We start from the raw sequence: 20,356 nt of genomic DNA on the forward strand, positions 1-20,356 counted from the left end.
CGTCCCCCGCGCGCCCCCCCCCCCCCGCGGGGGGGGGCCCCCCGGGGGGGGGGGCGCGCGCCCCCCCCCCCCCACCCCCCGCCCCCCGGCCCCCGCCCCCCCCCCCGGGGGGGGGGCCCCCCGCGCCGGGCCGGCTCAGTTGCCGAGTGCGGCCTGGGTGTTCTTCTGCAGGTTCGCCAGGATCTTCTTGGGGTCACCGGCGGGCAGCTGCTGGATCGCGGTGTCGAAGTCGGCGAGCACGCTGTCCATCTTGGGGGCGTTGACCGGTCCCTGGGCGTACTCGGCGCTGTCGGCGAACGGCGCGTCCTCGGGGAAGGCCTGGGTGAAGGCGTCCTTGGCCGACTGGCGCGAGGGCATCACGCCGAACGCCTTGGCGAAGGCCATCTGCTGGTCGGCCTTGGTCATCGCCTCGACGAAGGCGATCGCCTGCTCCTTGTACTTGCTCTTGGCGGAGATGCCCCAGCAGGTGGTGAAAGACAGGGTGCCCTTGCCCTTGGGGCCGGCCGGCAGCTCGTGGGCGCTGTACTTGACGTCCGGGTAGTCGGCCTTCATCGCGCCCTTGATCCAGTTGCCCTCGATCGTCATCGCGGCCTTGGCCTTGCCGAACGCCTCGCCGCCCCAGCCCGCGTCCAGCTGCTTGGGGAACTGGGCGAGCTTGTCCTTCAGCAGTCCCTGGACGTAGCCGAGGCCCGCGACGTTCTCGGGGGTGTCGGCGGTCGCCTTCTTGCCGTCGGGGCTGACGATCCAGCCGCCCGCCTCCACCATGAACGCGCCGACCCGGTCGCGGGTGTCGCCGATGACCAGCGGGGTGACGTCCGGCAGCTTCTCCTTGAGCTTCCCGGAGACCGAGGTGAGCTGCTCCCAGGTGGTCGGCACGTCGGCGTCGGTGAGCCCGGCCTTCTTCCACAGGTCGTCGTTGACGACGAGCGCCAGGGTGGAGAAGTCCTTGGGAACGCAGTAGAAGGTGCCGTCGTGGGTGAACGTCTCGCGCAGGCCGGGGTAGAAGTCGGTGGCGTCGGAGATCTTGTCCGCGTACGGCTCCAGCGCCCCGACGCTCGCGTAGTCGGCGAAGCGCGCGGCGTCGACGTAGAACACGTCCGGCGGGTTGCTGCCGGCGAAGGCCTGGCCGAGCTGCTGGGTCAGGTCCTGGGCGGGGGTGATCGTCGCGGTGCTGCCGGAGGACGCCGACCACGTCTGGGCGGCGGCGCGCAGCGCGTTCGTCTCCGCGTCGCCGGAGGAGCCGATGAGCACCTGCAGCTTGGCGGGCCCGCCGCTCTGCGGGGCGGCGCTCTGGCCGGCGGAGTCGTCGAAGCCGCTGCCACAGGCGGCCGAGGTCGCCAGGGTGCCCACCGCGAGCGCGGCGAGCGCGGCGGTACGGAGGCTGTGCCGCTTGGTCGGCTGTTTCATCGTGTTTTCCAATCTTCCCGGGGGGTGATCTGAAGGAGAGTCGGGTGATCAGGCGGTCATGACGACTGCCGGAGGACCAGGGACGGCTGGAGCAGTACGTGCGTGCGAGGCCCACCGGCCTCGGAGCCGAGGGGGTCGCCGGGTTCACCGGGCGCGGGCGCGTCGAACAGGCGGGTGAGCAGGCCGACGCAGCCGGCCGCGGCCTCGGCCAGCGGCTGGCTGACGCTGCTGAGCCCCACCGCCTTCGCCACCGGCGTGTCGTCGAAACCGATCACGCGGACCGGCAGGCCCTCCTCGCCGCCGGCCCGTCCCCCGACCGTGAGAAGCCCCTCAGCCGTGAGGCGCCCCGAGGCGGTCAGCCGCCCCGAGGCCGTCAGGGAGCGGACGGCGTGCAGCGCGCCGAGGGCGAGCGAGTCGCTGGCGCAGACCAGCGCGGTGATCGGCCGCTCGCCGCGCAGCAGGTCGCGGGCCGCCTTCTCGCCGTCGGCCACCCCGTCGTCGGTGGCCTGGTCCAGCCCGGCCGGGTCGACCCCCGCCTCGGCGAGGGTCCTGGCCCAGCCGGACCTGCGGTCGTCGCCCACGCCGGAGCCGGGCGGCCAGCCCAGGAACCCGATCCGCCGGTGTCCCGCGTCGAGCAGGTGACGGGTGGCCGCCGCGGTGCCCGCCGCGCCGTCCACGTCGACCCACGGGTGCTCCGGATCTCCCGCGTTCCCGGGGTCTCCCGCGTTCCCCGCGTCTCCCCAGGGGCGCCCGAACGTGACGAACGGCAGCCGCCGCTCGCGCAGCCAGGCCGGGCGGCCGTCGCCGTGGTAGGTGCTGGTGAGCACGAAGGCGTCCGGCTCGTGGCTTCCGACCAGGTCGTCGAAGGTGTCGATCTCCGAACGCTCGTCGCCCGCCGCGTACAGCAGGATCCGGTATCCGGCGCGGGCCGCCGAGGCGGTGAGCCCGTGCAGGAACCGGTCCAGGACCGAGCCGTTGATGCCGTCGCGGTCCGGCTCGATGCGCGTGGCGATCAACCGGGAGCGGCCGGTCCGCATCTGCCGCGCGGCCTGGCTGGCCCGGTAGCCGAGCGCGTCGATGGCCTCCCGCACCCGGTCGCGCGTCTCCTCGCGGACCAGTTCGGGGCTGTTGAGCACGTTCGACACCGTCTGACGCGACACCCCGGCACGGCGTGCGACGTCGGTGATCGTCACCTTTGTAGCCATATGCACCCTTCTGGGGGTTTGAACGTTCAAAGAGGTATGCGGCATGATTGGATCGTTCAAGTAAGCGGAGCGTAATGGTTGGATCGTTCAAGTAAAGAGAGTGTTTCGCAATGTGCACCCCTCGGCCGTCGTCTGTCAAGACGTCACCGGCTCGACACGATCTCAGGGAGTAAGTCGTGCTCGACGACGCCTCGTCCCCCACCCCGCAGGCGGTCACGGTGGCCGGTCCCGCCGTGGCCCACCGTCTCCAGCCCCTGCTGCACGACCTCGTCAGCACCGTGGCGGCGCCGACCGTCGCGCTGAGCGGCGGCGACGGGCAGATCCGCCCGGCCGGTGTCCAGGGCGTGTTCCACGCGGACTCCCGCGCCCTGTCGCGGGCCGTCCTGACGATCGACGGCCGCGAGCCCGAGGCCGTCGGCCACGCGCAGCGGGGTCCGGGCGCCACCGGGTTCGTCACGCTGGCCAGGTGGCTGGGTGATCCCGTCCCCGATCCCACTGTACGGATCGAACGGTTCCGGCAGGTCGTACCGGGTGGCATGGAGGAACGTGTCGAGATCGTCTCCAGCGCGACCGTCCCCGTGAGCGCCGTCGTGAGCCTGGAGGTGGGCTGCGACTTCGCGCCCATCGAGGTGGTCAAGTCCGGCGGCGACACCGCCGAGGCCGCGCCGGAGCGCACCGCGCCCGACGCGATCTCCTGGAACTCCGGCGGCGTCCGGGTAGCGGTGACCGGCACGGGTGCGCGCGCCGAGGCCACCGAGAGCACCGGGTCCGCTGGGTCCACCGGGCCCGCCGGTTACACGCGCACGGGTTTCCTGCGCTGGCCGGTCGAGCTGGCGCCGCGCGGCCGGGTCACCCTGTCCTGGAAGGTCGAGGTGCGCGACCCGCAGGCCGTGGTGATCGCGCCCGACCGCCCCGCCGAGTGGGCGGTGGGGGAGGGGGCGCCCCGGGTCGTCGCCGCCGACCACCGGCTGAGCAGGCTCTTCGAGCGGTCCATGGACGACCTGCGCTCGCTGCGGCTGGCCGAGACCGCCGCCCCCGGCGACACCTTCCTCGGCGCGGGAGTGCCCTGGTTCCTCACCCTCTTCGGCCGCGACAGCATCTGGGCCGCCCGCATGCTGCTGCCGCTCGGCACGGAACTGGCGATGGGCACCCTGCGGGTGCTGGCCCGCAGGCAGGGGACCGGGTTCGACCCCGGCTCCGGCGAGGCCCCGGGAAAGATCCTGCACGAGCTGCGCCGGCACGACTTCACGGTCGAGGGCAACGGCCTGCACCTGCCCGCCGCCTACTACGGCACGATCGACGCCACGCCGCTGTGGATCGGCCTGCTGCACGACGCCTGGCGCTGGGGCGCTCCCGTCGGCGAGATCGCCGCGCTGCTGCCCAACCTGGAGGCCGCCCTCGGCTGGCTCGGCGGCCCCGCCGACCCCGACGGGGACGGTTTCGTCGAGTACGTCGACACCAGCGGCAAGGGCCTGGCCAACCAGGGCTGGAAGGACTCCGGCGACGCGCTGCGCTTCCACGACGGCCGCCAGGCCCAGCCGCCCATCGCCCTGGTCGAGGTGCAGGGGTACGCCCACCAGGCGGCCCGGCAGGGAGCCGACCTGCTGGAGGCGTTCGGCCGCCCCGGCGCGGCCCGCTGGCGCGAGCACGCCGCGGCGCTGGCCGAGCGCTTCCGGGCGCGGTTCTGGGTGGACGGGCCGAGGGGGAGGTTCCCCGCCCTGGCCCTCGACCGGGACAAGCGCCCGGTCGACGCGCTGACCAGCAACATCGGGCACCTGCTCGGCACCGGCCTGCTCACCGGGGCCGAGGAGGCCGGGATCGCCGACCTTCTCGTCTCCCCGGAGATGGCCGGTGGCTTCGGCCTGCGGACGATGTCGGCGGACGCGGGCGGCTTCAGCCCGCTGTCGTACCACTGCGGGTCGATCTGGGCGCACGACACGGCGATCGTGGTCGCCGGCCTGGCCCGCGCCGGATTCGCCGCGCACGCGGCGACCCTGGCCGAGGGGTTGCTCGCGGCCGGGGAGACGTTCGGCTACCGGCTGCCGGAGCTGTTCGGCGGCGACGACCGCTCGGCGCTCGGGCGCCCGGTTCCCTACCCCGCCGCCTGCCGCCCGCAGGCGTGGTCCGCCGCCGCCGCGGTGACCGTCGTGCACGCCGCCCTCGGCCTCTACCCCGACGTGCCCGGCGGTCGGATGCTGCTGCGCCCGCTCGCCGGCGCCCCCCTGGGCGCGGTCTCCGCCAGCGGCCTGCGGGTCGCCGGGGCGGAGGTGGGCGCGGCCGTCGACCGGGAGGGCGAGGTCGTCGTGACCGGCCTGCCCGGCGGCATCTCCGTCGACCGGGCCTCGACGTGAGCTGAGCCCCGGCGCCGAAGAGCGTGCCGGGGCGCATGATCACGCAAGCACGAAAACGTCAGAAAGTCGCCCCTTCTCGTCGGTATGGTGCACCCGTGGACACTCTGGAAAGCCTCGTCGTCGCCAGGCGGCTTCGAGTCCCCATCGACGCCCCCGCGGCCACCACCCCTGACTGGGGGGAGGTGGCCGCCCGCCAGCTCGACGCCGCGCTGCTGAGCGTCGGTTTCAAGTGTTCGGCGGCCCTGCTCGAACGCCTGGCCGGGCTGCCCGGGGAGGCGGTGGTCGATCTCGGCGTACGGGTCCTGGCGGCCGTCCGCCACCTCGTGGGCGATCATGTCCAGCACAACGCGTACTTCATCGACTTCCCGAAGAACGTGCCCGACACCCTGAAGTTCTGGGTCGGGCTGATGCGCGAAGCCATGCTCGATCCGGCCGGGGCCAAGGCCGTCCGGTCGCCGGCGCTCAACCTGCTCGCACTGCCCAGGTACGGCCGCTACCAGCACACCTACGCCGACCTGCTGGGCGCGCACGCCGAGCTCATCGCGCTGGCCGGCGACCGGGTGACCGTGCTGGAACTGGGCGCGAGCCTGGAGTCGGAGGCGCGCGAGCTGTACCTCTCGATGGCGGGCTCGGAGGTGCCGCCGTCGGCCGAGGACCTGGCGGCGCTGCGGTCGCTGGCCGCGTTCGGCGCCGACGAGCTCGAGCGTATCCCGATGCGCGAGAACCGCGCCGTCATCAACGAGGCGCGCCTGGCGGCGGGCCGCCCGCTGCTCGTGGACACGGTGACCGACGTGCTCCGGCTCGCCTGCGGCTGCTCCGGCGGTGACGTCACGCTGGCCACCCCCACCAGGTTCCGCTCGTTCTCCCGGGCCGAGCGCCGGGCTCTCCTGGGGGCCCTGGACGAGGTCGCCTCCCCGGCCGGACTCGGCGACGTCCCGCGGTACCGGGAGCGGTGGAAGCGGCTCGGCGAGCGGCTCCACCCCGGCGAGCACCCGAAGTTCCCGCGCGCCGCGCAGGTCTTCGAGGTCGCCCGGGGCGTACGCCGGGCGCGGGGGCTCGACAGCCGGGTGGAGGCGGCCCTGTCGGACGGCCGCACCGGCGAGGCGGTCGAGCTGCTGGAGAGGGCACCCGGCGCGCTGCTGCGCCGTCTCGACCACCTGCTGCGGACCGGCTCCCCGGCCTCGGCGGTGCTGGACGCCGCCGAGAGGGCCGCGGGCGGCGCCTCGGGCCGGGTCCTGCTGTCGCTGCGCGAGCACCTGCAGAACCGGCTCGCCCCCGCGGCCGGACGCGTCTTCGTCAACCGGCACGGCAGGGCGTGGGCGACGGACGACGCCCGCTCCCCGATCGAGGAGGACGTCGTGTCGCGGGCGGTGGCCATCCTGGACGAGGAGATCATCCGCAGGCTTCCCGACCCCGGCACGCTCGTCGTCGACCCCGAGGCGCTCGACATCGCCCTGCCGCTGTCGGCCAAGGCCGTCGCGCCCGGACTGGGCATGCTGCCGCGCGGCTCGCTGTCGGCGGTGGACGGGGAGCTGCTGCGGTTCTTCGTCCACTGGCGGCAGTCCGAGCGGCGCACCGACTACGACCTGTCGGCCCTGATGCTGGACGACTCCTACGGCAATCCTCAGCACATCTCGTGGACGAACTACGGCAACGACTTCGCCGAGTACTCGGGCGACCTCACCGAGGCCCCCGACGGCGCGAGCGAGTTCGTCAACATCCGCCTCGCGCAGGCGAAGCGCTCGATCATCATCCCGCAGGTGAACATCTACGACGGCGAGGCGTTCGACGAGGCCGCCGAGGCGTTCTTCGGCTACATGACCAGGGACGCCGAGCAGGAGGGCATGCCGTTCGAGCCGCGTACCGTGCGCATGAAGTCCGACCTGCGCGGCGCGGGGCGGGTCGCCCTGCCGCTCGTCTTCCTGCGCGGAGACGACGGCGCCTGGCGGGTGAAGTGGCTGCACCTCTATCTGAAGGGGTACCCCGGATTCAACCAGGTGGAGGGCAACCGCGTCACGGCCTCCCTCCTGGTGCGCTCGATCGTCGAACGTGACCACCTGCGCGTCCGCCACCTGGCCGACCTGCTGCGACGCAAGGGCTCGAAGGGTGAGCACACCACCTACATCGGCCTGTGGGCACCGGCCGATCTCCCGGAGGGCACGCGGGTCTACACGCCCGGGACGCTGCACGAGCTGATCCCCGCCTGATAGTGTGCGGGTCGCGAGGCCATGGGAGGGCTTCCTTCTCACTTTGGAAAAGTCTCTCTAGCCTTCCCGCCTTCCTCGCGTTCCGCCCCCGGGGTCGTCCGTCGCGGTCGTGTGCCCGTTCCGGGGCGGTGACGGCCGGGCCCGCCGGTGTGTCGTCCACTGGGACGCCTCGCGGGCGTCGCACCATGGACCCGTGAGTGATCAACCCGGCACGACGGCGCTCCCGGCGATCTCGGAGGTGCGCGCGCGTCCGGTCGTCGTCCCCATGGCGCGGCCCCTGCGCACAGCGTCGGGGGCGGCGTCGGCCGCCCCGCTCGTCCTGCTCGACGTGATCATCGAGGGCGGGGTGACCGGACACTCCTACGTCTTCGCCTACAGCCCGGCGGTGCTCCCCGCCCTGACCTCGATCGTCCGCGAACTCGCCCCCGAACTGGCCGGCAGGACCGTTTCGCCGGTACGACGGATGTGGGAGCTCCAGGCGCGGTTCCGGCTGCTCGGGACGCAGGGGCTGCTCGGCATGGTCGTGTCGGGGATCGAGATGGCGCTCTGGGACGCCCTCGGCAAGCTGGTCGATCAACCCGTCGCCACCCTTCTCGGCGGCGAGCCCGTCATGCTGCGGGCCTATGACAGCTACGGCATGCTGGACCCCCGGCGGGAGGAGCGGGCCCTGCGGAGCTCTGTCGAGAACGGGTTCCGGGCGATCAAAATCAAGATCGGCTATCCGGACGCGGCCCGCGACGTGGCGGTCGTGCGACGGGTCCGCGAGATCATCGGACCCGACGTCGAGCTGATGGTCGACTACAACCAGTCACTCGACCCGCAGGAGGCCCGGCGGCGAATCGAGCGGCTCCGCGAGTTCGACCTCTACTGGGTGGAGGAGCCGGTCGCCGCCGAGGACCTCGCCGGCCATTCATACGTACGGCGCACCACCGGCGCGAGGATCCAGACCGGGGAGAACTGGTGGTTCCCGAACGGGTGCCACGCGGCCATCGCGGCGTCGGCCTGCGACTTCGCCATGTTCGACATCATGAAGATCGGCGGCTTCACCGGCTGGACGCTCGCGGCGGGACAGGCGCAGGCGGCCTCGCTGCCGGTCTCCAGCCACCTCTTCGTCGAGGCGAGCGCGCACGCCATGGCGGTGACGCCCACCGCCGGCTGGATGGAGTACCTCGATCTCGCCGGCCCGGTGCTGCTCACCCCGTACCGGCCGGTCGACGGCCGCGTCACGGCGGTGGGGCCGGGGCTGGGGATCACCTGGGACGAGGACGCGATCGCCCGGTACGCGGCTCTCAGGTGACGGGGCTCGCGAGGGGGGTCGGCTCGGACGACCGCCAGGGGCGCACCCACGCCTCCTCCTCGCGGAGCACGGGCCGCCCGCAGTGGTCACAGCGGCCGCCCGGTGTGGTGACCTGGCCGCAGGTGCGGTGGACGACCCGCATGGGTTCGGCGGGCTCGTCGGGCACGGTGTGCTCCTGGCCCCAGGCGGCGAGGGCGTGCAGCACCGGGAGGAGGTCGGCGCCCGCCGCGGTGAGGCGGTACTCGTCGCGGGTGCGCCCGCCGTCGCGGTAGGGGACCCGGGTGAGCAGGCCGCGCTCGACGAGGCGGCCGAGCCGGGCGGACAGGATGTTGTCGGCGATGCCCAGCTCCGACCGGAAGTCCTCGAAGCGGGTCGTGCCCAGCGTGGCGTTGCGCAGGATCAGCAGCGTCCACCGCTCCCCGACGGCGTCGACGGCCCGGCCGATCGGGCAGGGCGCCCCCACCCGCGCCTTTCGATCGGTTGCCAAGGCTTTAACCCCTTTCGCCCATAGCTGGCTTGCAATAAGCAAGTCTACTTCATACGGTCGGTCATATGCCTGGCTGTCGAATCGCAAGTCAGGAGCTTGTTCGCCGCTCCCGGTGTCGCGGGTGAGGGGCACGGTGGCGACGTCCACGGCAGACCGGCGTACGCGAGTGCCCGGGGCGTCGGCGCCCGGCCGAGCGGATCGCCGACCGCGTCATCGACCATGAGACACCACCGGAGAGATCATGACCCAGCAGACCGACACCGGGGTCCACACCGTCACTCACGAGGTGAACCGCCTCACCGTCGCCGTCCCCGCTCCGTTCCGGGAGTTCCGTGAGCGCTACGAGCGCGCCGTCCCCCCGTTCGACGCCGCCCGCTTCGAGCGGCTCGTCGAGGACGGCGCCGGCTGGGACGCCGTCCTGCGGGCGACGGCCGAGAACGCGCCGCACGACTTCCTCATCTACTGGAGCTTCGAGGCCATGCCACTGATGGGGTCGGCCGGGGACCGGTGGCTGTGCGTCGAGTATTTGATGGGCAACCACACGATCGCCCAGCGGATGTTCCGCCACGATCCGGCCGTCCTGCTCTACGCGCCGCTGCGCACGGCGATCTACGAGGACGCGCGGGGCACGACCCGGTTCGCCGTGGACCAGCCGAGCACCCGCTTCTCCAGCTTCGCCGACCCGCGCATCACCGAGGTCGGCCTGGAGCTGGACCGTAAGCTCGCCGCCCTGCTGGAGCACCTCGACGCGCCCGTACCCGCCGAACTGGTCACCCATAGGTGAAAGTCCCGCTTTCCCTCCTGTGCGGCTCGCGCCGGCTGCCGCCCGCGAGCCCACGCCGTGGCGGCGGAGGTGGCCGAGGCGAGCACGCGGTGAGGATCCTGGCCGTGGGCGCCGGCGCGACCGGCGGCCACCGAAGAACCCGGGGCGGGCACCCCGGGAAGCGCGTGACCTCGCCACGCGGGCCCGGCCCGGCCGAGGTGCCGCGCCGGTCCGGCGCCCGCCCGAGCACGGAGACGAGCTCCGGCGAGCTGGATCGGCGGTCTCCGGTTTCACGATGGTGGCCGGTGGCGACGAGGGAAGCCGGGTCGTCCAGCGGCCCAGCACCCCGATCTCGTGAGTCCGGTCGAATGTCGTGGTGACCCGTGGAAGGGCGCCCGCCCGAGCGGACGCCCTTCCCTTCGTCAGGGAATGCGCGCTAGCACAGGCCTACGTACCAGGCGTTGTCGGCAGTCTGGCGTTCCGCGACGTACTTGTCCTCCCACGGATCCACGCACGTGTATTGGTTGGGTCCGGAGATGTTGTCTATCTCGACAAGGATCCTGGTGTTCCCGCAGTGGTAGTAGCGGAGATCCGCCCCCCACGCCTCGCCGGTGAGGTAGGCGCCACATCGCACGCCGACGGGGGCCGCGAAGACGCCGACGCCCTGAGAGGCGGTGGCTGAGGAGGGACCGTTGGACACCTGTGCGGCTCCTGCGGCCGTGGCCGGTATGAGTGCTCCGGCGAGTACTCCGCCGGCAAGGAGCAATCCGCCCAAGGCGCGTTTGACAGTCAGCACTTCAATCTCCTTCACGTCAGTGTCGATCGGGCTTCCCGGACCGCGGCCCCGCGGTCGGCCCAGCCGGGCTCCGTCAGCCCACGTGCCCCTGCGCAGGGGCCTGCCGTGGGCGAACCATCAGGAGTCGTCGTTCATGTGGCGATTGGTGATCTCGTGGTAACCGGGGAGGGGGAAGTCGGGCTTCGGTGCGGCCTTGGACGGTCACCACGGACTGTGAAGCGGGGTCTTTTGCCTGTGCGATCCGGGGGACTGTACACCCGGGAGCTGCACGAACGGGCAGGCGAACTGGACGGTGATCACCCTTTCCGAGCGTTCGGGGTTCCCCTTCCCTGACCGGGGCCTGCCTTCATAGAAGATCATCACGGCCCTTCGCGCAATAGCGTGAAGCAGAATCAGGCGATGATCGGCGCTTACCCACCTCGCGGGCGGACGCCGTCCGGCGGCACCTTCCGGAGACGTTCACGCAACGTCACCACCGCCTCCACGGGAAGGACGGCTCGCGACAGTCGAACGAGCGAGCCCGCCGGTAGGGGCTGTTGACATTCCTTTCTCGCTGTGAGGTATATGGCGTATGGTCATGCCCTTTGCCGGCCGGCGTCGGTTACCGGCCGCCGTGGTGTTCACTCTGGTCGTCACCGTGTCAATGACCGTCGTTCCCGCCGCTCCGGTCGTCGCGGGAGTGGTGAACCCGCTGGAAAGGTGTCTGTACGAGTCAAGCTCGTACCAGAACGCCTTCAACATGCCCGGCGCGGCGCTACTTCCCTATACGAGCCCGCCCGGATACCTGCCGGACGACCTTCTCAGTTTCCGGGCGACAGGGGCGATTCACGTTCAACCCGGAGGGGGTGCCGTGAAGGGACCTGACGGCGATCCGGTGAACGCGCCCGCGTTGGGAGGCTGGCCCGCACCGGGGCTGCGGCAGTTCGCGCTGTTGATGCGCGTCCGGCAGGGGCAGGTGCGTTTGGAGAGCAACGGCAGCGTTCCCGACGGTCGCACGCCGGGCGGCACCATGGTGCCTTGGCGCTGGTACGTCGCGGGCTCCTACAGTGGATGTCTGCGCATACTGGAGAACGCTCCGCCGTCCATCGAATTCCTGGTGAACGAGCCCGATCTGACGGACAACAGCGGCCGTTTCCTCTCCGTGGGAAAGCACTGGTGGTGAGCCGTCGTACCGGGCCACTTTTATGGGCCATGGTAATTCCGGGCACGGTCTTGAAACAACGAAGCGGTCAACAGCGATAAGCGGCTTCGAGTCCGGTCAAGGGGTATTCGGACCCAATGTTCCGGCCCGTGACGAGCGAGTCGTCACGGGCCGGAACGCTTCTACGGCGAGGCCGATTCCTCGCAGGGGCGAGCCTGCCCGGCCGGGTGTTCCGGACGATCGCTCCTGTCGCGGGACCAGGCTCGGCGGGACCGGCCACGGCCCATGCGCCCCCGGCGGGGATGTCAGGCGACGACGGGGCGCTTGTCCTTCGGCAGTGCCTCGATCATCGAACGAGGCACATTCAGGGTGTCGGCGCTGACCTGCGGCGGGAGGTTGGCCATCCACTGGGTCGCCGAGATGTCCGCGAACCGGGAGTCGCGGAACATCTCCAGGAAGATCAGCGGCTCGTCGCCGAGGTTCTCGATGTAGTGCCCGTAGGCGAAGGGGACGTAGCCGACGTCGCCCGCCCGGAAGTCGAAGGTGCGGGCCAGGCCCGAGCTCGCGAACACCCCCATCCGGCCGGAACCGGAGATGTAGTACTGCCACTCGTCGTTGGTGGGGTGCCAGTGCAGCTCGCGCAGGCCGCCCGGATCGACCTCCACCAGCGCGGCGGCGATCGTGGTGGCCGCCTTGAAGTTCGTGGAGTCGGCGATCCGGACGGACCCGCCGGAGAAACGCTGCGGCTGCTGCGCGTGCATCCTGTGCTTGAACGTCTGGGGCACGTCGCCCGTGGGGCTGACGATCCGGTCGGAGTCCAGGGGAGGGGGGACCTGCCCCTGGAAGATGTACTTCTCCTTCTCCGGCATGTTCGCCATCTGCTCCGGCGTCCAGCCGAAGTTCTTCGCCAGCACGCTTTTGGGGGTGTGGGCGAAGAAGTCACTGATCATGAAGGTGGAGTTCTCGGAGAACCCGCCGTCGTCGAAGACGAGCAGGAACTCCACCCCTTCCTCCAGCGCCTGGATGTAGTGCGGCACGCCCTTGGGGAAGAACCACAGGTCGCCCCTCTCCACGTCTTCGAGGAAATTGCGTCCTTCCTGGTCGACGGCGCCGATCCGGCAGCTTCCCTCCAGCACGTAACCCCATTCGGCCTCCTTGTGCCAGTGCAGCTCGCGGTAGGCGCCGGGGTTGAGTTTCATGTCGACACCGGCGAGCGTGGTGGCGATCGGCAGCTCGCGCCGGGTGATCTCACGGGTCCAGCCGCCCTCCTCTATCCGGGTGTGGGCCATGGCGTAGGGAAACTTCATGTTCGGGATGGTGCCGCTGTCGGTTTCCGGCGGAGTGAGCATGTCGGGATTCTGCAAATCCAGGTCGATGTTCCGCGGGCCGGTGTCGGTGCCACCCTTGCCGTTGCGTTGCGGCTGCGGAATCCTCGACTGCGTGGATCCGGTCATATGAGATCATCCTTTCGAACCATATTGTGATCACCGTTTCGGCGGCACGAGGAAAAGGGAGTGAATGAGCTCCCTTCCCCCCGTGGCCGCCACGGCGAGGAAAATCGCGACGCACATGAGCATCAGCGTCAGGGTGAGCCGGACGGAGAGGCCGGAAAGCGCGCAGCCGACGGTCAGGACGGCGAGGACGAAGAACCTGACCCGTATCCTCGACAGGGGAATGGGAATCACCATCTCGTACGAGGGCCGGTCGGTTTCCGGCATGGTGTCGTCGTGCATCGCGAGGGCTCTCATTCGCATGTCGGGGCGGCGGGGGGATCGGCGGTGAAGGGCCGGGAAGGGTGGCCGCGGTCGCGACGGCGATCGTGATCCGCGTACGTGATCGCCGCCGCGAGGGCCGGTCCTCGCGCGGGGGCGGCGTGGGCGACTCTCCTGCCTCCCGGCCGCGCGGTGACGGTCGCACGGAGATTCGGGGCCATGTCGCCGAGGTGTCCGGCGGGGATGATCCACGGCGGTGTGCGCTCGCCCGAACCCACCGGTTTGCTCTGAAAAATCACCGAGCTTCGCTGAATCATCATACAAATGGGGATTTTCTGCTTGCGTCGCCGGAACGGGAGTACGGGGTCAGGGATACCCATATGAAGAGGGGTGTAAAACGGCGCCGATCCACGAAAGGGGCAGGTCGACAGCGTTCAACTAACAAGCACCGACTAATCCCCTTAAATCGGATTTATTTTCAGATTCATGATAAATCGGGACAAATTTTGTGAGGCGAACGGGGGAACCCCGCCCTTCGCAACAGGGCCCTCGCCCTCCACGCCGCCTCGCCGTCCGGTTTGACCGCCGGTGGGTCGTGTGAAAGGCCTACGGGACAACGGGACATCGACCCGCCCGGACCATCCACGGCGGGGGCGCCGGCCGAGGCTGTCATGGAGTCCGATCGGCGGGGAGTTACCGCTCGTTCCGCTCTGTCCGCCTGTACTACGGTGCCGCGCTAAGATCACGTCTCGTGCTTTCGGATGGCTTATGGCGAATTATCAGGATTGGGTTAGTAGGCCTGATTCTTATGGCGACGATCGCGGGCCTGGTGCTCGGTGACGCCTGGCTCTGGATGGCCGTCGACTGGTCGCCGCCGCCCTATGAGGGGTTCTACGCGCGCACCGGGTTCGACACCCTGACGACAGCGGGGCTGCTCGTGGCCGCCCTGGTGAAGGCCGCGTTCCTGTGGCTGATCCTGCGCGCCCCCGTGCCGGGACCGCTGAGCCGCCGGGAGAGGGCGCTGCGCCGGCTGCTGTACCTGGCGGTGGCGTACACCCTCGTGCTGTGGTTTCCGCTCGGGCTGCTCCCCGGTGCGGTCGAGACGACGATCCTGCTCGCGCTGTGGACCGCGATCGACGTCCTCTACCTGCTCGTCATCCGCTGGCGGTCCCGCGTGCTGCGCGCGGCGGCCGGAACGGTGTTCGCGGTCGAGCTGGCCGGGATGGCCAACGAACTGCTCGACGATCTCGACCTCCCGGAGCTCGGATCGAGCTACGTCGTCGCATGGGGCCTGATGCTGGCCGGAGTGGCGGCGACCGTCATCACGATCGTCGGGCAGTGGCGCGACGGCCGGTGGAGCCGTGGCACGCTGATCGCCGGGTGGTCGTCGGTGGGGGTCTTCGTACTGTCGATCCTGTTCGACGTCCTCTTTCCTGAATTCCTCGGAAGGTTCCCCAACGACAACCTGGCGGTGTCGGTCGTGATGGACGCGGTGGGGTTCGTCGGCACCGTGTGGATGGCGGCGACCGCCCGTGAACTGACCGTCGAGGGCCGCCCGGCGGAACGTCCGCCCGCCCGGCGGCGCGCGGTCCGCGTCGCGGTGGCGGCCGTGGCCGTACTGCCGGTCATCGCGATGATCCACCCGGAGCAGAACCCGCACCTCACCTACACCGGCTGGTCGGCGGACTGCTACGACCGGCCCGCTTTCGGCGACCTGAAACCCGCGGAACGCGACGCCGCGTTCCTGTGCCGGGCGCGGAGCACGGACGGCGGGGTCTCGCCCATGTTCCCGGAAAGCGCGTCGGACCAGCAGATCCTCGCGTCCGGGCGGGCGCTGTGCCGTGCGAAGGACCCCGGCGAGCGGGAGGCGATCCTGACGCGGGCCGGGAGCGAGCGGCCCGCCTGGGGCGCGGACCCGTGGGACCTCGTCTACGTCTGCCCGGAGATCATCCGCGCGACCCATCCCGAGCTGCTGCGGTCGACCGCGGAGACGGAGGCGGCGAACACCGCCTACATCGCCAAGGAGAACGCGAGCTGCCGCGACCCGTGGCCCCGGACGAAGGGTGTCGTCCAGGCCACGGCCAAGTACTTCCTGTTCGCCGACGGCGATCACGGCTACATGGTCCACGACTCCGAGGACGAGGAGACCGACGAGACGGCCGAGGAGGCGTGGGAGCGGGCGATCGACAAGATGTACGACGACGGCACACTCATCGGGGTGACCCGCAACGCGGTGCTCGTCGGGCACATCGAGGACGTCATCGATCTGTGCCTCACGGTGAAGGCCCTGCGCGCCGCGCCGCCACTGCGGACGGCCGGATGGGACCGGGTCACCGAGGTGCCGATCGTCAGCCGCGGCGGCCGGCTCACCGTGCCGGAGATGGGCGAGGACGGAGAGGTGGGCGCGGCTGCCCCGATGCCGAACCTGGCGATAGCGGGGAAGGGCCGCTACCGGCTCCGTGTCCACGTGCGGGTCGGCGACGCGGGGGAGGAGCACCTGGTCGTCGTGTTCCCGGGCGCGTCGAGGAAGAGGCTCAAGCTGAAGTCGTGAGCGGGGCGGGGCCCTCAGTCCAGGTGGCGGCCGAACCAGTCCAGGGCGCGCCGGTACGCCTCGGCGGCGGCTCCGGCGTCGTACCGGGGGCCGGTGTCGTTGAAGAATGCGTGGTCGACGCCGGGGAACGTCACGATCTCGTGCTCCAGGCCGGCCCTCTCCAGGGCGGTCCTGGCCTCGTCGCGGGAGGCGTTGACCCGGTCGTCCCGCTCGGCGTAGACCGCCAGGACGGCTGCCCTCGCCCCGGAGAGGTCGGCGTCGTCGGGAAGCGGTCCGTAGAACGGGACGGCCGCCGACAGGCACGGCTCGTCCGAGGAGAGCAGCAGCCAGGTCATGGCGCCGCCGAAGCAGAAACCGATGACGCCGAGCCTCCTGCCGGGGGCGCCGCGCTCCAGCTCGCCCAGTGCGGCCTTCATGTCCGAGGCGAGGCGCTCGGGAGAGATGGCGCCCAGCGCCGCGGTGGCCCGCGCCGGGTCCTCGAAGGAGGAGGTCCCGCCCTCGCGGGAGAGCAGGTCGACGGCGAGCGCGCAGTAGCCGTCGGCCGCCAGCCGCCCGGCGACCGACCGGAAGTGGTCGGTGAGCCCGCGGTTCTCGTGGATGACCAGCACCGCGCCCCGCGGCTCCACGGGTTCCACGGGCTCCGCCCAGGCGCCCCTGAGGGTGACGCCGCTCTCGGTGCCGGAAAAGATGATCTCCTCGGTCGGCAGGGGGGAGGGCCCCGCGGGCGAGCCGCCGTCCGCCGGAGTGCCGGACGCCGTCGCCGTTCTCGCTCCGGTTCCGGTTCCGGAAGCGGTGGTGGCCGGTACGGTCGTGTTTCTCCCGGCGGTTTCCCAGGTCGCGAGCAGGGCGACGGCGGCGGGTGCCGCCAGCCCGAGAAGGGTCAGGCGGTGCAGCGCCTCGCGCCGGGGGATGAGCCCTGCCGCGTGGTCGACCGCGACCTCCTCCGCGAGATACCGGTGAAAAGACGTCACCAGCACACGGTAGGACCGGCGGGTGAAAGCCACGGCAAAGCCGGGCCACGCGCCCTCACTCGAAAGGCGGGCCGTGCGCCGCCACCCGGAAGCCGGGACGCGCGGCCCCTGATGGAGGCGCTTCCGGGGGTGCTCAAGCGGACTTCGCGCGCCCCTGAGCGGTCCGGTACGCCTCGCCCGTGGGGCCTGTCCACTATTGGACACGGTTCCCGGAGGGTTTGCGTATTTCTCCATAGTCGGCCGGGTCCGGCCGGTGGATCATGTGGGGATCGGTCGCGCGGTCTCGTGCCGCCGTACGCACGCGAAGGCACAGCACGCGACGGCACAGTACGTGGCGACACGGCGTGCGGTGGCACACGCGGGCACATGAAGGCACACAAGGGCACACAAGGGCACAGAGGGTTGGGGTGTCGATGGGCGAGGTGCGAGGGCCGGTCCCGCTCGGCAACAGGCCGGTCTTCGACACCGCGGATCTCGACGAGGCCCGCGACCTGGTGGGCCGCGTGTTCTGCCCCCACCGGCTGGAGCTCGCCGGTGACGTCTCCCGGCTGGCCGCGCGGCTCAACTCGGTCCAGCTCGGCACCGTACGGGTGAACTACCTCGACTACGGGGCGGACGTCCGCATCGAGCCCGGGGAGCTAGAGTCCTTCTTCCTGGTGCAGATCCCGCTGGCCGGGCGCAGCCTGATCCGGTGCGGCGGCCAGGAGATCGTGTCGACGCCGGGCCTGGCGTCCCTGCCGTCGCCCTCGGAGTACCTCGACATGCGCTGGGGGGCGGGCTGCCCCCAGCTGATCGTCAAGTTCGACCGGCCGGTCGTCGAGGACGCCCTGGAGCGGATGCTCGGGGAGCGCCTCGACCGCCCGATCGTCTTCGGCCTGGGCGTGGACATGACCACCGGGTGGGCGCGGGCCTGGAGGGCGATGGCCGACCTGATCGTGAGGGAGGCCGAGCACGGCGACGGGCTCGCCGCGCAGCCGCTGGCGATCGCCCACCTGGAGAACGCGATGCTCTCCTCCCTGCTCACCGGGCAGCCGTCCAACTACCTGGAACGGCTGACCGCGCCCCGGCCCCCCGCCCTGCCCAAGGTGGTGCGCCGGGCGATGCGGTACATCGACGACCACGCCCACCTGCCGCTGACGACCGACGACGTCGCCCGCGCCGTGGCGGTCAGCGGCCGCTCGCTCCAGGAGGGCTTCCGCCGCCATCTCGGCCTGACCCCGATGACCTACCTCAGGGACGTGCGCCTGGGCAGGGTGCACGACGAGCTCGCGGTCGGCGATCCGGCCAGGTGCACCGTGACGAACGTGGCGGCCCGGTGGGGCTTCCCGCACCAGGGGCGCTTCGCCGCCCTCTACCGCGCGCGGTACGGCCGGGCGCCGTCACAGACGCTGCGCGGCAACTGACGATCTCCCCGTCCCCGCCCGTCCCCGCTCGTCCCCGCCCCGCCCGGCTCCGTCGCCCGTCGCCCGCCGTCCTCGGCCCTGTGGCGCATCCCGTGGTGACTCCGTGGCGAGATTCCGGGAGGGCCCGGGAAGGTCAGGGGGAGGTTCGCGTCAGGTGGATGGAACCCGCGCTGAGCGGATGGCACGGGCGGTGGCGGCCGTCGTACCTTTTCACCAGGCGCCGCTCGATCGTTTCCCCGCTTCCTCGAAGCCTTCTCAGGGCCTCCCAGAAGCTTTCGAACCCTTCTTGAAAGGACACGTCACCATGCGCAGAATCCTCGTCGTCGGCGCCGGTCAGGCGGGACTCCACCTGGCCCTCGGCCTGCTGCGGAACGGCTACGACGTCACCGTCGTCTCCAACCGGACCCCGGAGGACATCCGGGGCGGCCGGGTCATGTCCAGCCAGGCCATGTTCGGCACCGCCCTCGGCCACGAGCGTGACCTCGGCCTCGACCTGTGGGCGGACGGCTGCCCGCCGATCGACGGCATCCAGTTCGCGGTGGCCGGCCCCGACGGCGACCCGGCGATCCGCTGGGCCGCCCGGCTCGACGTCCCCGCCCGCTCGGTCGACCAGCGGTTGAAGATGCCCGCCTGGATGGCCGAGGTGGAGAGGCTCGGCGGGAAGATCGTCATCCACGACGCCACCGTGGAGGACCTGGAGGACTACGCCGCCCAGTACGACCTGGTCCTGGTCGCCGCGGGCAAGGGGGCGATCGCCTCGCTCTTCGAGCGGGACGCGCCGCGCTCGCCGTACCGCGCCCCGCAGCGGGCGCTGGCCCTCACCTACGTCAACGGCCTCGCGCCGCGGCCCGACCACTCCGCGGTGTGCTTCAACGTGGTCCCCGGGGTCGGCGAGTACTTCGTGTTCCCCGCGCTCACCGTCACCGGCCCCTGCGAGATCATGGTGTTCGAGGGCGTCCCCGGCGGGCCGATGGACTGCTGGGCGGACGTCCGTACCCCCGCCGAGCACCTGGCCACGAGCAGGCGGATCCTGGAGACCTTCCTGCCCTGGGAGGCCGAGCGCGCCGCCGGGGTCGAGCTCACCGACGAGGGCGGCGTCCTGTCCGGGCGCTTCACTCCGGTCGTGCGCAGGCCGGTGGCGACGCTCCCGTCGGGCGCCCCGGTCCTGGGCGTGGCGGACGTGGTCGTGCTCAACGACCCGATCACCGGGCAGGGGTCCAACAACGCCGCCAAGTGCGCGGCCTCCTACCTGTCCGGCATCCTGGAGCGCGGCGACCGGCCGTACGACGCGCCCTGGATGGAGCGGGTCTTCGAGCGCTACTGGCAGGACGCCCGGCACGTCACCGCCTGGACGAACGCCCTCCTCGCGCCCCCGCCGCCGCACGTGCTGGAGATCCTGGGAGCGGCGGGCGGGCTGCCCGAGGTGGCCTCCCGCTTCGTCAACGGCTTCGACGACCCGTCCGACTACGCCGGCTGGTTCCTGGACCCGGCCGGCGCGGCCGAGTACCTGGCCCGGGCCGGGAAGTGAGAGGACGTCATGAGATCCCTGCGCGACGCCCTCGGGCAGTTCGCCACCGGGGTGGCGGTGGTCACCGCCGCCACCCCGCGGGGTGACCGGCTGGGCGTGACCGTCAACTCCTTCACCTCCGTCTCGCTCGACCCGCCGCTGGTCCTGTGGTGCCTGTCCCGGCGGGCTCCCAGCGCGCCGGCCTTCGCCGAGGCCGGGCGGTTCGCGGTCAACGTCCTGGCCGCGGGCCAGGAGCACCTGTCGCGGCGGTTCGCCACGCCGCTGCCCGACAAGTTCGCCGGGGTGGAGACCCTGTTCGCCCCGGGCGGGGTGCCGCTGCTCGCCGGGACCCTCGCCCACTTCGCCTGCCGCTCGGTGGCCACGTACGACGGGGGCGACCACCTGATCTTCGTCGGGGAGGTCGAGCACTTCCGGCGGGAGGAGGGCGAGCCGCTGGTCTTCCACTCGGGGAACTACCGGGCGTTCTCCGCGCCGGAGCGCGAGATGGCGCTCTGCGAGCCTGCCAGGTGATTGGACCAGGTAGGAGGGGGTAAGGCC

Annotated in this window: 16 protein-coding genes; 9 read left to right on the plus strand and 7 right to left on the minus strand. The window is 71.4% G+C overall.

Annotated features, from left to right (window positions below; genetic code table 11):
- Positions 1 to 135: 135 nt before the first annotated feature.
- Together ACFYWM_RS38685 and ACFYWM_RS38690 are read right to left on the minus strand one after the other, a co-directional pair.
- Positions 136 to 1,407: an extracellular solute-binding protein gene (locus ACFYWM_RS38685; RefSeq protein WP_389924878.1), complete on the minus strand. Its 1,272-nt coding sequence runs from the start codon at positions 1,405 to 1,407 to the stop codon at positions 136 to 138.
- A gap of 56 nt (positions 1,408 to 1,463) precedes the next feature.
- Positions 1,464 to 2,612 (minus strand): LacI family DNA-binding transcriptional regulator, encoded by a 1,149-nt coding sequence (locus ACFYWM_RS38690; protein WP_389924881.1) that lies wholly within the window; start codon positions 2,610 to 2,612, stop codon positions 1,464 to 1,466.
- A gap of 176 nt (positions 2,613 to 2,788) precedes the next feature.
- On the opposite strand from ACFYWM_RS38690, the gene ACFYWM_RS38695 reads away from it, so the two are divergent.
- The 3 genes from ACFYWM_RS38695 to ACFYWM_RS38705 all read left to right on the plus strand — a co-directional run bounded on the left by ACFYWM_RS38695 (position 2,789) and on the right by ACFYWM_RS38705 (position 8,467).
- Positions 2,789 to 4,963, plus strand: a complete 2,175-nt coding sequence (locus tag ACFYWM_RS38695; RefSeq protein ID WP_389924883.1) for a glycogen debranching N-terminal domain-containing protein — start codon at positions 2,789 to 2,791, stop codon at positions 4,961 to 4,963.
- 95 nt (positions 4,964 to 5,058) lie between these two features.
- Positions 5,059 to 7,170: a hypothetical protein gene (locus ACFYWM_RS38700; RefSeq protein WP_389924886.1), complete on the plus strand. Its 2,112-nt coding sequence runs from the start codon at positions 5,059 to 5,061 to the stop codon at positions 7,168 to 7,170.
- Positions 7,171 to 7,363: 193 nt separating this feature from the next.
- Positions 7,364 to 8,467, plus strand: coding sequence for an enolase C-terminal domain-like protein (locus tag ACFYWM_RS38705; protein WP_389924888.1), 1,104 nt, complete (start codon positions 7,364 to 7,366; stop codon positions 8,465 to 8,467).
- Here ACFYWM_RS38705 and ACFYWM_RS38710 read toward each other — a convergent pair.
- On the minus strand, positions 8,460 to 8,954 hold the full coding sequence (locus ACFYWM_RS38710; protein WP_389924891.1) for a winged helix-turn-helix transcriptional regulator: 495 nt from the start codon (positions 8,952 to 8,954) through the stop codon (positions 8,460 to 8,462). The two genes, ACFYWM_RS38705 and ACFYWM_RS38710, sit on opposite strands and share 8 nt — an antisense overlap.
- Positions 8,955 to 9,195: 241 nt before the next feature.
- On the opposite strand from ACFYWM_RS38710, the gene ACFYWM_RS38715 reads away from it, so the two are divergent.
- Positions 9,196 to 9,738, plus strand: coding sequence for a DUF302 domain-containing protein (locus tag ACFYWM_RS38715; protein ID WP_389924894.1), 543 nt, complete (start codon positions 9,196 to 9,198; stop codon positions 9,736 to 9,738).
- 415 nt (positions 9,739 to 10,153) lie between these two features.
- On the opposite strand, the gene ACFYWM_RS38720 is transcribed toward ACFYWM_RS38715, so the two are convergent.
- Positions 10,154 to 10,417 (minus strand): DUF6355 family natural product biosynthesis protein, encoded by a 264-nt coding sequence (locus tag ACFYWM_RS38720; protein ID WP_389924896.1) that lies wholly within the window; start codon positions 10,415 to 10,417, stop codon positions 10,154 to 10,156.
- 667 nt (positions 10,418 to 11,084) lie between these two features.
- Between ACFYWM_RS38720 and ACFYWM_RS38725 the strand changes: the two genes are divergently transcribed.
- Complete coding sequence (locus tag ACFYWM_RS38725; RefSeq protein ID WP_389924899.1) at positions 11,085 to 11,675, plus strand: hypothetical protein; 591 nt, start codon at positions 11,085 to 11,087, stop codon at positions 11,673 to 11,675.
- Between the two features lie 284 nt (positions 11,676 to 11,959).
- On the opposite strand, the gene ACFYWM_RS38730 is transcribed toward ACFYWM_RS38725, so the two are convergent.
- Together ACFYWM_RS38730 and ACFYWM_RS38735 are read right to left on the minus strand one after the other, a co-directional pair.
- Positions 11,960 to 13,108, minus strand: coding sequence for an oxalate decarboxylase family bicupin (locus ACFYWM_RS38730; RefSeq protein WP_389924902.1), 1,149 nt, complete (start codon positions 13,106 to 13,108; stop codon positions 11,960 to 11,962).
- Positions 13,109 to 13,138: 30 nt separating this feature from the next.
- Positions 13,139 to 13,387 carry a hypothetical protein gene (locus ACFYWM_RS38735; protein WP_389924905.1) on the minus strand — a complete coding sequence of 83 codons (249 nt, stop codon included), beginning with the start codon at positions 13,385 to 13,387 and terminating at the stop codon, positions 13,139 to 13,141.
- A 787-nt stretch (positions 13,388 to 14,174) separates the two neighbouring features.
- Here ACFYWM_RS38735 and ACFYWM_RS38740 point away from each other — a divergent pair.
- Positions 14,175 to 15,917 (plus strand): hypothetical protein, encoded by a 1,743-nt coding sequence (locus tag ACFYWM_RS38740; protein ID WP_389924908.1) that lies wholly within the window; start codon positions 14,175 to 14,177, stop codon positions 15,915 to 15,917.
- Between the two features lie 14 nt (positions 15,918 to 15,931).
- Here ACFYWM_RS38740 and ACFYWM_RS38745 read toward each other — a convergent pair whose 3' ends face one another.
- Positions 15,932 to 16,888 carry a dienelactone hydrolase family protein gene (locus ACFYWM_RS38745; RefSeq protein ID WP_389924911.1) on the minus strand — a complete coding sequence of 319 codons (957 nt, stop codon included), beginning with the start codon at positions 16,886 to 16,888 and terminating at the stop codon, positions 15,932 to 15,934.
- Positions 16,889 to 17,301: 413 nt separating this feature from the next.
- Between ACFYWM_RS38745 and ACFYWM_RS38750 the strand changes: the two genes are divergently transcribed.
- The 3 genes from ACFYWM_RS38750 to ACFYWM_RS38760 all read left to right on the plus strand — a co-directional run bounded on the left by ACFYWM_RS38750 (position 17,302) and on the right by ACFYWM_RS38760 (position 20,329).
- Positions 17,302 to 18,291, plus strand: coding sequence for an AraC family transcriptional regulator (locus ACFYWM_RS38750; protein ID WP_389924913.1), 990 nt, complete (start codon positions 17,302 to 17,304; stop codon positions 18,289 to 18,291).
- Positions 18,292 to 18,595: 304 nt separating this feature from the next.
- Positions 18,596 to 19,819 carry a styrene monooxygenase/indole monooxygenase family protein gene (locus ACFYWM_RS38755; RefSeq protein WP_389924916.1) on the plus strand — a complete coding sequence of 408 codons (1,224 nt, stop codon included), beginning with the start codon at positions 18,596 to 18,598 and terminating at the stop codon, positions 19,817 to 19,819.
- Between the two features lie 9 nt (positions 19,820 to 19,828).
- Entirely contained in the window at positions 19,829 to 20,329 is a 501-nt protein-coding gene (locus ACFYWM_RS38760; RefSeq protein WP_389924919.1) for a flavin reductase family protein, read from the plus strand.
- Positions 20,330 to 20,356: the final 27 nt, after the last annotated feature.

Origin of the sequence: Streptosporangium sp. NPDC002721 (assembly GCF_042888905.1) — a bacterium.
In the GTDB taxonomy this organism is placed as follows: domain Bacteria; phylum Actinomycetota; class Actinomycetes; order Streptosporangiales; family Streptosporangiaceae; genus Streptosporangium.